This window comes from Nostoc sp. CCY 9925 (genome assembly GCF_963920935.1).
Classification (GTDB): domain Bacteria; phylum Cyanobacteriota; class Cyanobacteriia; order Cyanobacteriales; family Nostocaceae; genus Nostoc.
In genome coordinates this window covers 1-12343 of sequence record NZ_CAWUDO010000096.1, presented here as the reverse complement: position 1 = coordinate 12343, position 12343 = coordinate 1, and the positions used below count along the sequence as shown (strand labels likewise).

The 12343-nt window shown below is 41.7% G+C and carries 13 protein-coding genes; 6 read left to right on the top strand and 7 right to left on the bottom strand.

The features are described from left to right. Nucleotides 1–105: 105 nt before the first annotated feature. The 3 genes from ACM0OY_RS31915 (at nt 106) to ACM0OY_RS31905 (ending at nt 840) form a co-directional block, all read left to right on the top strand. Entirely contained in the window at nt 106–243 is a 138-nt protein-coding gene (locus tag ACM0OY_RS31915) for a hypothetical protein (protein ID WP_414572779.1), read from the top strand. Between the two features lie 110 nt (nt 244–353). After that, nucleotides 354–641, top strand: a complete 288-nt coding sequence (locus tag ACM0OY_RS31910) for a hypothetical protein (RefSeq protein ID WP_414572778.1) — start codon at nt 354–356, stop codon at nt 639–641. Then, entirely contained in the window at nt 529–840 is a 312-nt protein-coding gene (locus tag ACM0OY_RS31905; protein WP_414572777.1) for a hypothetical protein, read from the top strand. The genes ACM0OY_RS31910 and ACM0OY_RS31905 overlap by 113 nt, the downstream gene beginning before the upstream one ends. A 205-nt stretch (nt 841–1045) precedes the next feature. Here the strand turns inward: ACM0OY_RS31905 and ACM0OY_RS31900 are convergent, their stop codons facing one another. From ACM0OY_RS31900 to ACM0OY_RS31890, 3 genes are all read right to left on the bottom strand, one after another. Further along, nucleotides 1046–1669, bottom strand: coding sequence for a J domain-containing protein (locus tag ACM0OY_RS31900; RefSeq protein ID WP_414572776.1), 624 nt, complete (start codon nt 1667–1669; stop codon nt 1046–1048). A 310-nt stretch (nt 1670–1979) separates the two neighbouring features. Further along, entirely contained in the window at nt 1980–2573 is a 594-nt protein-coding gene (locus tag ACM0OY_RS31895; protein WP_414572775.1) for an ATP-dependent Clp protease proteolytic subunit, read from the bottom strand. Between the two features lie 102 nt (nt 2574–2675). After that, on the bottom strand, nt 2676–3338 hold the full coding sequence (locus ACM0OY_RS31890) for an ATP-dependent Clp protease proteolytic subunit (protein ID WP_414572774.1): 663 nt from the start codon (nt 3336–3338) through the stop codon (nt 2676–2678). 233 nt (nt 3339–3571) lie between these two features. Here ACM0OY_RS31890 and ACM0OY_RS31885 point away from each other — a divergent pair, with 233 nt between their 5' ends. Next, nucleotides 3572–4828, top strand: a complete 1257-nt coding sequence (locus ACM0OY_RS31885) for a VWA domain-containing protein (RefSeq protein ID WP_414572773.1) — start codon at nt 3572–3574, stop codon at nt 4826–4828. After that, nucleotides 4825–6105 (top strand): vWA domain-containing protein, encoded by a 1281-nt coding sequence (locus ACM0OY_RS31880; RefSeq protein WP_414572772.1) that lies wholly within the window; start codon nt 4825–4827, stop codon nt 6103–6105. The genes ACM0OY_RS31885 and ACM0OY_RS31880 overlap by 4 nt, the downstream gene beginning before the upstream one ends. Nucleotides 6106–6119: 14 nt before the next feature. Here ACM0OY_RS31880 and ACM0OY_RS31875 read toward each other — a convergent pair whose 3' ends face one another. The 4 genes from ACM0OY_RS31875 to recR form a co-directional block, all read right to left on the bottom strand. Beyond that, nucleotides 6120–7064 (bottom strand): hypothetical protein, encoded by a 945-nt coding sequence (locus ACM0OY_RS31875; protein WP_414572771.1) that lies wholly within the window; start codon nt 7062–7064, stop codon nt 6120–6122. Then, nucleotides 7057–9522, bottom strand: coding sequence for an NACHT domain-containing protein (locus ACM0OY_RS31870; protein WP_414572770.1), 2466 nt, complete (start codon nt 9520–9522; stop codon nt 7057–7059). The genes ACM0OY_RS31875 and ACM0OY_RS31870 overlap by 8 nt, the downstream gene beginning before the upstream one ends. Nucleotides 9523–10209: 687 nt before the next feature. Beyond that, nucleotides 10210–10485, bottom strand: a complete 276-nt coding sequence (locus ACM0OY_RS31865) for a DUF5132 domain-containing protein (protein WP_414572769.1) — start codon at nt 10483–10485, stop codon at nt 10210–10212. A 382-nt stretch (nt 10486–10867) separates the two neighbouring features. After that, complete coding sequence (gene recR, locus ACM0OY_RS31860; protein ID WP_199339172.1) at nt 10868–11425, bottom strand: recombination mediator RecR; 558 nt, start codon at nt 11423–11425, stop codon at nt 10868–10870. A 180-nt stretch (nt 11426–11605) separates the two neighbouring features. Here recR and ACM0OY_RS31855 point away from each other — a divergent pair, with 180 nt between their 5' ends. Further along, the gene (locus ACM0OY_RS31855) at nt 11606–12148 is read left to right on the top strand and encodes a Uma2 family endonuclease (protein WP_414572768.1); all 543 of its coding nucleotides are present in this window, start codon (nt 11606–11608) and stop codon (nt 12146–12148) included. The last annotated feature ends 195 nt before the right edge of the window (nt 12149–12343 follow it).

Here is a 12343-nt window from a genome sequence, read left to right as displayed (position 1 = left end):
TAATTGCCTCATTCTTTGAACTTCCGTGCGGCGGCTTCACCTGCTAAGAGTATTCTCTAAATTCTGAATTCTGACTCCTGTATTCTTCTTCATTTTGAATTGCTTATGGCTCCCACCACCCATACTTATCAAATTGTTGATTTGTTCGCCGAACGAGCCAAAAATCTCGCACCACCAACCTATCCCTCTTCTGTCACTCTCCGAAAACTTTTGCCATTTCTGAATTCTAAAGCTTTTGTATAGCCTGCGATCGCGCGATTATTTTCTAACAACAAATACAAGACCGATTTTTTCTAATAGTATAGCTTGTATTCATTGCCTCATGAGGCTTCTAGCGATCGTCCTTCCGGAAGGTGACAGAAGAGGGCTATGGTACAGAGTTAACCAAAATCCTTACTGTCAGTTTTACCTATGGTCTAGCTGACCCAACTCTCTTCCCCCATGCTGATTTAGCGGCTGCAAGTGCTAGTGTGCTGACACAAGAAGCTGCGATCGCTCTCAATTACGGACCGCCTTCAGCTCAACTGTATGAGCAAATTATCCTGCGCTTACAGGCTCAAGGAATTGCTGGCGATCGCGATCGTGTTCTCATTGGCTATAGTCGCTTTGCGGCCAGACGGTGGCTTTTTCGTTTGGTGTAAATTACCACAAAATATCAGTGCCAAAGTACTCCTCAGTGCTTGTGCAGAACACGGCGTCAGCTTCCTACCAGGAACTCGCTGCTACGCCAATGGTCAGGGCGATGATGCCATCAGGCTAGCTTTTAGCTTTCAACCAAATGACAAGATTGTTGAGGGAATCGCTACATTAGGAAGAGTGTTGCGCGAATGGCAGCGATGACCACAACAGGACAAGGGGAGGGGGAGAAAAGGGACAAGGGGAGAAAAAATCCTTGTCTGTTTGTCCTCTTCGATGCCCATATAATACTATGTCCGTTTGAATACTTATAAATTAGGCTAAAGCTCTGAAATGGAGAGTTTTTAACTATAAGTAATTAAGCGAGCTTGAGATAATTTATTCTGAATTCTGAATTCTGTATTCTGATTCAAAAAATTTGTTCTAAACGCTCGAAATCCCGCTGTACTTCATACCAGAGGCTTTTATTATGAGGGTCTGTTTTCAGGGCTTTTTTCAGATAAATTCTGGCTTTGAGCAGCTGGTTTTCAGAAATTAATGCCCGTCCCCAGATTTGATAGGCAATTGCTAGCCATTGACGGACTTCTGCATCTCCTGATAACCGATCTGATAAAGCTTCAGCTAGAGCGATCGCTTGGGGAAATCGTCTTTCTTGCAAAAATCGCTGCAATTGCTCATAAGTCTTCCACTTGAGCCGCTGTTCTATTTCCACCAAATTCGGCGGTTTTGGTGTCGCTGTTTGTTGGCTTGTCGCCTTTGTTACTGGTGTTTTTTCCCGATACGTTGCCTTGGGGCGATCGCGTCCCGATGTTGACACCTGATTTGAATGTGGAGCTGTTTCCTCTGGCAGTACTACCGTCAGCAGGAGTTTGTAAGCCTCTGTCAAGGCAATAAACTTATCTTTGGCTTTGTTGTCATCTGGGTTGATATCGGGATGATATTGCTGCGCCAGTCGTCGGTAAGACGCTTTAATGTCAGCAAAAGAGGCTCCCGACCTCAAACCCAATAAACGGTAGCAATCTCCAAGATCCATCTTGAGCTATGAGCTATCGAATATTTAGCTAGGGCCTATCAGCTATGAAGCTCATAGCCTGAGATATCAATCATAAAGCGTAATTTACTATTTTAAAGTTCAATTTTGACAGTTTTTTGAACGTGGGGCATTGGGCATGGGGCATGGGGCATTGGGGAGCCACTGCGTTGGGCGTGCTGACTTAAAGCAAGTGGCCTTATGGGAACAGCAAAAGGAGACAAGGGGAAAGACTTACTCTAACTTCTCTTGTGTTCCTCTGCTCCCTCATCTCCCTCATCTCCCCGCGTCTCCGTGTCCCCGCGTCCTCTTCCTACGGTTTCTCTTCAATTACACGGTCAATTAAACCGTATTCTTTAGCTTCTTGGGCAGACATGAAAAAGTCGCGATCCATGTCTTTTTCAATTTTTGCTAAGGTTTGACCGGTGTTGTCAGCATAAATTTGATTTAGCTGGTTACGAATCCGGAGAATCTCTCTAGCTTCAATTTCGATATCGCTTGCTTGCCCACGGGTGCCGCCAGAAGGTTGGTGAATCATAATCCGTGAGTGAGGCAATGCTAACCGTTTGCCTTTGGCTCCGCCTGCTAACAGAAATGACCCCATAGAGGCTGCTAGACCCGTGCATATCGTAACCACCTCTGATTTGATGTGCTGCATGGTGTCATAAATTGCCAGCCCAGAGGTGACCATACCACCAGGGGAATTGATGTATATGTAAATATCTTTACCTGGATCTTCAGAATCCAGATATAACAAGAAGGCTATAATCTCGTTGGCAATTTTATCGTCAATTTCTTCACCCAGGAAAATAATTCGTTCCAGGGAAAGACGAGTATAAATGTGAACCCATTCCTCCATCTGTCCCCCTGGCAACCGATAGGGAACGCTGGGGTAACCAATAGGCATAATTTGCTCCGTTATTACAATGATTAATAGCAAGGATGAAGCCTGGTAGCTCCTGTGGGGTAGAGTGAGTTGAAATTCCAAGAAATCGACTCACTTCATTTTTTAAAGGACGCTAGCAGGTAGTGGGGGATTGGCCAATTCTTCTTTTTCAAAAACTCGGTCAATCAAACCGTACTCTTTAGCTTGATAGGGAGTCATGTATAGTAGACGATCCATATCTTTGCTAATTTTTTCTGCTGCCTGTTCTGTATTGCGAGACAAAATGTCAATCATTGCTGTCTTGTTGACTAGAACTTCCCTGGCCCGAATTTGAATATCCGTTGCTTGACCTTGGGCGAAACTCTTGGGTTGGTGCAGAATAATGGAAGCATGGGGTAAGCTAGCACGGCAACCTTTTGTACCAGCACTGAGGAGCATCGCTGCCATACCCATCGCCGAACCGATGCAGATGGTGTGGATAGGAGGCTTGATATATTTCATTGTGTCATAGATGGCGAAGGCTTCGGTTTCAAAGCCTATGGGTTCGCCACTGTAACCAGAAGTGCCTGTAGAGTTGATGTAAATTTTAATTGGTTTGTCTGGGTCATCGGACTGCAAATACAGGAGTTCGGCGATGATCAGTTTTGTGATTTGTGGAACTAAAGGAGTTCCCAAGTAGACAATTCGCTCCTTTAATAATAGAGACGGTAAATCTGGCGGCGGTTTCCGGTAAAATCGATCGCCGTAATAAGGGGATTGAACAGCCTTGATGGCGGAAATGTCCATAGCAACTGATCGCCTGAAATTATGCCGTTAACTGTAATACATCCTAGCGTGATGCTAACTTGGTTCAAGGTGTGGATTTCTCCCTAATGCTGAAGGGGGGCTAGCATCTGCCAATATTTGGCTTCTAAGATATTCTGATTATATTAATGTATTTGCATAGGTTTTCCGTAGCGCTAAAGTAGTGCTTTGAAGTTATTTACAAATATCTATATCCTGAATAGGAATTTTGAGTTATGAGGGTTAGCTTACAGCCTGCCTTGAATGATAGTAATTTGGACGCCAATCAACTGAACAGTCAACGTCAGTTGGGAATTTCGGTTTCGGCGATCGCTGAAGTTCAAGACCGCAATATACCACTAAATTTATGCTTAATTCTCGATCATAGCGGTTCCATGAATGGCCGACCGCTAGAAACGGTGAAAAATGCGGCGAATCGTCTGGTGGATAGATTAAATCCTGGTGATCGCCTGAGTGTTGTAGTTTTTAATCATCGTGCTAAAGTCTTGATACCCAGTCAAGCGATCGAAGATCCAGAAAAAATTAAACAGCAAATTAACCGCCTAGCTGCTGATGGTGGGACTTCCATTGATGAAGGATTGCGCTTGGGGATTGAAGAATTGGCTAAGGGGAAAAAAGATAGTGTTTCCCAAGCCTTCTTATTAACCGATGGCGAAAATGAACATGGTGATAATAATCGCTGTTTGAAATTTGCCCAATTGGCTGCCAGTTATAATTTGACTTTGAATACTTTGGGATTTGGTGACAATTGGAACCAAGATGTTTTAGAAAAAATTGCTGATGCTGGTTTGGGTACTTTGTCTTATATTCAAAAACCCGATCGCGTACTAGATGAATTTAGCCGTTTGTTCAGCCGTGTTCAAGCAGTAGCTTTGACTAATGCTTATTTGATATTCTCCCTCATGCCCAATGTCCGGCTAGCGGAACTCAAACCCGTCGCCCAAGTTTCTCCGGACACCATTGAATTACCACTGCAACAAGAACCAGATGGACGCTTCTCTGTGCGCTTGGGAGATTTAATGAAAGATGCAGAACGGGTGATTTTGGCTAATATTTATTTGGGACAATTACCATCGGGCAAACAAGCGATCGCTAATGTGCAAGTGCGCTACGATGATCCAGCTACGAACGAAACCAGTTTATTTACGCCAAATATCCCAGTTTACGCCAATATAGTAGGAGATTACCAACCAAACCCCAATCCCCAGGTGCAACAATCTATTTTGGCATTAGCGAAGTATCGCCAAACTCAGTTAGCCGAGACGAAATTGCAACAAGGCGATCGTACTGGTGCGGCGACGATGCTACAAACGGCTGCCAAAACGGCGTTGCAAATGGGAGATACTGGTGCAGCGACAGTGTTGCAAACTTCTGCCACCCAGCTACAATCTGGTGGAGATTTATCTGAAAGCGATCGCAAGAAAACCAGAATTGTCTCCAAAACAGTCTTGCAAGATACCCCTCCCCAATGAAAGTTAAATTGCTCTCGGCGCTAAATGACAATAATGTTGATGTGGCTCAAACTAGTAGCCAACGTCAATTGGCAATGACAATTTCGGCAATCGCTGGTGAGTTTGACCAAAATCTCCCCCTTAACCTCTGCTTGATTCTAGATAAAAGTGGTTCCATGCACGGACAACCAATTAAAACGGTGATTCAAGCAGTGGAAGGATTAATCGAACGGTTGAAAGTTGGCGATCGCATCTCGGTTGTGGCTTTTGCGGGTTCTGCGGAAGTCATTATCCCCAACCAAATTATTGAAGACCCCGAAAGCATCAAATCTCAAATTAAAAAGAAACTGAGTGCTAGCGGCGGCACGGTAATTGCTCAGGGTTTGGAACTGGGAATTACAGAACTGATGAAGGGTACAAGAGGTGCTGTTTCCCAAGCCTTTCTGCTGACGGATGGTCAAGGTGAAAGCAGTTTGCGAATTTGGAAGTGGGATATCGGCTCGGATGACAACAAGCGCTGCTTAGAACTCGCGCAAAAGGCTGCCAAGCTGAACTTAACTATCAGCACTCTCGGATTTGGTAATAACTGGAATCAGGATTTATTAGAAAAAATTGCCGATGTTGGTGGTGGTACTTTAGCTTATATTGAGCGTCCTGAAGAAGCTTTAGAGCAATTTAGCCGTTTGTTTGGACGCATTAAATCTGTGGGATTAACCAATGCCTACTTGTTGTTGTCTTTAGTACCAAATGTCAGACTAGCAGAATTTAAACCCATTGCCCAAGTTTCCCCAGACACAATTGAGTTATCAGTGGAACCAGAAGCTGATGGCAGCTTTGCTGTGCGCTTGGGAGATTTGATGCAGGATGTAGAACGGGTAGTTTTGGCTAATATTTATTTGGGACAGTTGCCAGAAGGAAAACAGGTAATTGGACATCTGCAAATCCGCTACGATGACCCCTTAGTTAATCAGCAAGGCTTACTTTCACCCATCGTCCCAGTCTACGCAGATGTGGTCAAGGCATATCAACCAGCATCCAATCCTCAGGTGCAGCAATCGATTTTAGCATTAGCCAAGTATCGCCAAACCCAATTAGCGGAAGCGAAATTGCAAGAGGGCGATCGCACTGGCGCTGCTACAATGCTACAAACAGCCGCCAAAACCGCCTTACAAATAGGAGATAAAGGTGCAGCGACAGTATTGCAAACTTCCGCCACTCGCCTGCAAGCTGGGGAACAACTTTCCGAAGCAGACCTGAAGAAAACTAGGATTGCATCAAAGACGATTTTACAAGAGTAGATAATTATTATTGGCTATTCATCCGAGCATTGCTGCCATATCTTTGAATTTAATACTGGAAGATTAGTTTCATCAATCTTTAGAATAGCTTCAAGTGCTGCTAAAGCTATGGTTGCTGGATAATCACATCGCTTAGCAATAAAAAGGGATAATTGATTTCGCAGTTGCTTATAATCAAGCTTAAATTTCGGATTAGCTGCATTGACAAAATGCGTACTAAGACGATTTAGCCATGGCCATTTACATATTCGATGAATAGCCTCTGGTTGTGCCCATAATGAAAATTCTTCCAAGCTAGGATCTAAATTGAGTAGCGCACGACAATACAACTCGTAAGATGCATTGTCGCTATTCATCAAATAACTACTAGACTCAGCTAATAATCGCTCTCGTAAAGAGTTTTGAATTTTTCTATTAGCTTTTGAACAAGCTGCGATTGCAATACCCAATCGTAACGCACTAGCACGGTTACTGTCTAAAAGTCTTTCCATAAGTTGATTCCAATTTTTTGGAAGTTCTTCCTGGTGTCTAAAGTAAAGACGTTGTTTCAACTGTTCATTTTTTTCCCAAAAATTAAGTAAAAGCTCGATGTCAAGTTCAGGCACATCTATACAAAGGCATAAAATAGCGCTCACCCATATAGAAGGAAGTGATGGTAAATTGTTTGCTTTATATAGTATATTTTCTACTTCTTCTATACTCACTGATTGTATTCTGTGTAGATAAAGCAACCCATCCAAGCCTCGTCCATTGCTGACACGCTCAATACCTTCTTTCTCAAGAATAGTGAGAAACACATTAATAATTTTATCAAGAGGAGTTATGAGCGGAGTATGAGAGAACATGGCTATACCCTGGAAGATATCTACCGGAGTTATAGGAATTCTAAGAATATCTCCCAACTGTGTATTGAGAAGATTCTCATGTTCCTGTCTTGTAATTAGACTTTCTTCAACCAATCAATTGTGTATCTTCGTGTTCCAAAAGGTTTTGAACCTTGTTACAAATATCTATGTGAACCTGTGATTGAGAAGAGGATAGTTTAGCTAAGAGCCAAAGTTCTACAGCTAGTGTTGCATTATCGTCTAAACATAGGTTTCCAAAGATTTCGTCAAGTGTTTGAAAAATGTTAATGGAACGAATAAGTTGCAAAATTTCTATAATTGCTTCTTGTTCTAACCATGTCCATCTGGTTTCCAAGCTAAAGATTATTTCGAGGGCACGTTTAAAATCACTCTTCCGTTGAAGAGTAAATTCAGGTAAGACATTAATAATTGCTCGATAAGTCCTGGTTTTTCTAACAAGGGCTTCAACATGATTCTCTTCATTATATTGATCGGGGATACCTATAATCCAACGCATTTGTTGGTTAGTATTTGCTTGGGCAACATAGAACTGAAGTACATAAGCCCAGTAAGCCCCACGCCGAACCAACATATCAAAAACACGAGCTGGATCTGCATCAGGATGGTTGGACAAGTACAATGCAGCAAAATATTCACGATATTGCTGTACAACAAAGTCTACATCTGTTTGATCTTCTCCTTTACCAATTAATAGGCACAGACGAACTGTAGCTGCTTCAATAATTTCATCTGCTACATCTCGCAGTTTCTTATTTCCAAGTTCAATAGCTGAGTAATCTTCTAAAACACTTAAAACATAGCTGCGAAAGGTTTCACGATCAAGAGCCTCAATGCGTCTCTCCTCCATCTTGCAATGAAGTTCATAGCCAACTCTCTCATGAAGTCGAAGCAACTCATTTTCGCGTTCATCTACAAGCTGTGACTTCTTTTTTTCTCTATTAAAAATAACTTCAACGTATTTTTTATAGAGTAAATTTCGCTGATGTGGAATTTGGATTTTGGATCGAACAATAGTGAGGATAACTGTTGCCTGTAAAAGTGATATAGCTAAGCGTTGAACTGCTTCAGAAAGCATTCCACGATTAATTAGCTCTTTTGCCTCACTTCGAGTTTCTGCGTCACGAATTCTATTTTTTAACCAACAGTCACAATATTCATCGAAATCTGCCCTTTCGAGTTCATTGAGTTCCCATGTAATTGGCTTCAATCCTTCAAACTCACCTGAATATCCTTTTGGGCGACTTGACAAGATTACTTGAATGTCTCCATTCTCTGAGTCAATGCGACGCAAGAATACTTGCAAATTCGCTATAATTTGCTGTCGTGTTTCTGGATTTGGAACCTCATCTAAACCATCCAGAATTAAGAGGATGGGATTTTTGGATGCCAAGTCAAATACATCATCCATTCCAAGTGTTGATGAGGCATTTGGATTAATTAAGTCCTCAACAATGTAACGAGCCAATTCATGCTTATTATCTTGTTGATTACTCATCCACCTTGCATAGCGGCGTAGCTCAATCCGCAAGGGAAAACGTGGACTACAATAAGCATCTAAATCCTTAGCAGTTATTCCTTCAGGTAGCTTAAGCCGATCTGCAAGACGCAGAGACAACTCTGGAGCGACAATTCGAGCAGCTTGATAGAGGCTCAAAAATTGAGTCAGAGTACTCTTGCCTAAACCCGGCCCACCTAAAAGTAAAATATATGGATAATCTGCGAAAAATAGAGCAAACGATGCACGTACTTGCATCAAACTTTCTGGTAATAGAACTGTATCGGGGTTAGGCTTCGATTTGTTTTTTCTAGCAAGCCATTCAATAGGTAGTTTGTTATTACTGTCCCGAATTTTTAAGGTTAGATCGATGAATACTTCAGCTAGTGGCAGATCTGGTTCATCACCTGCGTCTTCCGCACGAGCAGATCCCTCACACTCTGTCACAAATTTTAAATAAGCTTTAAAGGCACTCTGTTTACGATTTATGCCAGAAGTCGCTTGACTGTATATAGCCTTAAGTGTATCACCAACAAGAATAGTATCTATATAAGCTGTCCGAACATCCTCATTCGCATCTAGCATTCTTGAAAGATCAGCAGCATCCCATACATAGATTTCTGGAATATGCTTACTCCACTTTCTTACTAGTGTCGTTACTTGATCGCGAGTACCAACATTTCTTGCTCCAGTGAAAGGTACATTAGTAATCAACACGTAAGCATGGCATGGCACAGCATACTTATGAACAATCTTTTCTAGTTCCTTATCTAAATCCTCAAGGACAGCATCACGAGCAGTAGACCAGCCACGTTGGTCAAAATCGTGATATTTGACTTGGAAAACCCATTCTTTTACAACATCTGCCTTTTGATTGGTCGGTCGAGAATACTGTGGATGATTAATTGATTGTGACCATGTAGCTTCTCGTCCACCATCCTGCCCTTGACCAAACTGAATCAGATTGCCACCAATACGATATGTTTTCTCCAAAAGTGCTTGTGCCATAGATTCAAACTCAATTGGCTGCATCCGGTTAAACGAGTATTTAGACATAAGTAGCAATCTGTAAGAGGCAATCTAAATTGTTTATTGAACTTAAGTAAATTAGTTTAGTACAATTGTACATTTTACTCAGATATTATACAGATGTATTACGTATATTTATCGGATTTTAGCTAGATATTTTAATACCAATTAGGAGAAAATACATTTTCAGGAATCTTTTGAAGCCATTACTAAAATCTTTAACTAACGAGCCAGCAGAGTCACCAGTCAGCTATCGAAAGATTCTTGCTGAGTGAAGGGTTCGCAAGCTTTCGGCTCAATGATACACCAAAATAAAACGGTAAATTACTTAAATAAAGAAGCAAACTAGAGTTTGAGAAAGTGAAAGCTGATTTTGCTTGCGGAAAACACCAAAATCAACAAGCAAACTGGGGTTTGAAAAAGTGAAAGCTGATTTTGCTTGCGGAAAACACCAAAATCAACAAGCAAACTGGGGTTTGAGAAAGTCAAAGCTGATTTTGAAAAAGCAATACGTCTTTTTGCTTATTGAATATCAAGTTTTGAGAAAGTAATATGCCTTTTTGCTGATGGAATATGAATATTTAGTTAATATACAAAAGGTTAGATATCAAGCAACAAGCGATTATCGGCTGACGCAAAAACTTCCCAACAAAAATGGATTCGATCGCAGCGCCAACCGAAATTTGTATTTTCTGAGTGAGTCTTCTGCTTGGTCTAGGTATCCATTGGTTCAGCCGATTTCATTCGTTGTTCTCCAATCTCAGATCTTGCCTCGCTGATGATGTCTTCCCAAGTCTCACCTAATTCTGTCAATGCAGCCTTGTTTTTTTCATAAAAAAGAATGCCGTTTTTGACCATTGCTTTGGCTATGGGTCTACCAACACTACCTATGAGTGGAAGAAAAACAGGTACAATAATTATTCCGACAATTCCTGTAACTCCCAGTCCTTCTACTAAATCGCCAAGGTCGGGTAAAAGCTTAACTGACATAGTATTACCTCCCTTGTTTAATCTCACCTCCCTTGTTTAATCTCAGTTGAGCCTATTTTTTATCTTCTCGTTAAAATTCAATATCAGAACATCCAGCAACTTATTGTTACGCAAACAGTATCAGTCCTAGAAAGATTCTTTGCTAAATGAAGGTGCGATCGCAACCTTTCGGCTCAATGATACATCAAAATGAATGTGTAAATTTAAGCGGCGTTGCCTATTGCTTGCTATAGATATGCTATAGGTTAAATATCAGCCAACAACAGTAAACCGCGGATAACAATAAGCCCCCGTTATACTCATAGGGTTAACGGGGGAGAACGTTATAAGAATTATCTCTCGAACCAATTCGTGCTGCTGCCTTAACTTTAATTCGAGTCGTTCAGTCTAATTCCCGGCGTCCTTCCAAGGCTCTTGCCAAAGTAACTTCGTCGGCATACTCTAAATCACCACCAACAGGTAAACCAAAAGCAATTCGTGTCACCTTGGTAAATGGCTTTAGTAGCTGACCGAGATACAGCGTAGTTGTCTCCCCTTCTACACTCGGACTGATTGCCAAAATAACTTCTTGAGGTTGTTGTTTACTCACCCGACGTACTAAAGCTTGAATGGTCAACTGTTCTGGGCCAATTCCATCAATAGGAGAAATTACGCCACCCAAAACATGATACTTGCCCTTGTACTCGCGAGTTTTTTCTAGGGCAATCACATCACGAGAATCCGCGACTACACAAATAGTATTGTTATCACGGTTGACATTACGACAAATTTCACAAACTGGCTCAGCAGATAAGTGAAAGCATACAGAACACAAACCGATCTGTTTTTTTGCCTCTACCAAAGCTTGCGCCAAAGCTTCTACTTCTGCTTCTGGTCGCTTCAAAATATGCAAAGCCAGCCGCTGGGCAGATTTGGGCCCAACTCCCGGTAAGCGTTGCAATTGCTCAATTAACCGTGCTAAGGGACGTGCGTAAACCGTGGTTTTGTCTCCAGAATGTTTTCACCTTAACTATGATGACATTCCTACAGAATTTTGGAGTAGTTTTCAGCTAATGGCTTTGGTGAGGGGCGATCGCTTGGTTGAAACACCGTAAAATTAAGTCAGACTTGCATCAGTGATATGAAAACGCTAGCTAAATGGTCTGTAGACGACTATCATCGCATGATTGAAGCGGGGATTTTGCGCGATCGCCGTGTGGAGTTGTTAGCAGGCGAAATTGTGGAAATGACTCCAGAAACTCCAATTCATTACAGCACTGCAAAACGAGGTGTGAAATATCTAGAACAGTTACTCATCGGTAAAGCCGATGTCCGTTTCAATGGCCCAGTCACACTACTAAATTCTGAACCCGAACCAGATATTGCGATCGTTCGGCTACCAGAATCAAACTACAATAATCGTCACCCTGCTCCTGAAGATATTTTTTGGATCTTAGAGGTTGCTAAAACAAGTTTAAAAAAAGATTTAGATATTAAAGCTGCCATTTATGCCACTGCTGAAATTTCAGAATACTGGGTTTTGAATTTGGCTGCCAAGCATGTAATTGTGTTTCAAAGTCCCCACAATGGGCAGTACACCACACACAAAATAATACAAAAGGGCATGATTACACCATTAGCATTTCCAGAAATTCAGGTATCAATTGAAAGACTGTTATCTTGAAAACGAGCCGTTTATTTAGAACTCATATTTGATTTCGTAAATCTTGAATTGGTTTAATGCATATGCCTTTATCCCAATTTTAAGACATTAAAAAGCGCCCCCCTTTCGGAGAGCGCTTTTTATTTGACTTAATTACTGATTGATTAACCGTTGATGGAAGGAGCGGTTAGAGCCACAGGAGCAACATCGCCAGCA

Coding starts and splice junctions, on each gene's coding strand:
- ACM0OY_RS31915 (WP_414572779.1), top strand. CDS start 106: ATGGCTCCCACCACCCATACTTATCAAATTGTTGATTTGTTCGCCGAA.
- ACM0OY_RS31905 (WP_414572777.1), top strand. CDS start 529: ATGAGCAAATTATCCTGCGCTTACAGGCTCAAGGAATTGCTGGCGATC.
- ACM0OY_RS31900 (WP_414572776.1), bottom strand. CDS start 1,669: ATGGATCTTGGAGATTGCTACCGTTTATTGGGTTTGAGGTCGGGAGCC.
- ACM0OY_RS31895 (WP_414572775.1), bottom strand. CDS start 2,573: ATGCCTATTGGTTACCCCAGCGTTCCCTATCGGTTGCCAGGGGGACAG.
- ACM0OY_RS31890 (WP_414572774.1), bottom strand. CDS start 3,338: ATGGACATTTCCGCCATCAAGGCTGTTCAATCCCCTTATTACGGCGAT.
- ACM0OY_RS31885 (WP_414572773.1), top strand. CDS start 3,572: ATGAGGGTTAGCTTACAGCCTGCCTTGAATGATAGTAATTTGGACGCC.
- ACM0OY_RS31880 (WP_414572772.1), top strand. CDS start 4,825: ATGAAAGTTAAATTGCTCTCGGCGCTAAATGACAATAATGTTGATGTG.
- ACM0OY_RS31870 (WP_414572770.1), bottom strand. CDS start 9,522: ATGTCTAAATACTCGTTTAACCGGATGCAGCCAATTGAGTTTGAATCT.
- ACM0OY_RS31865 (WP_414572769.1), bottom strand. CDS start 10,485: ATGTCAGTTAAGCTTTTACCCGACCTTGGCGATTTAGTAGAAGGACTG.
- ACM0OY_RS31855 (WP_414572768.1), top strand. CDS start 11,606: ATGAAAACGCTAGCTAAATGGTCTGTAGACGACTATCATCGCATGATT.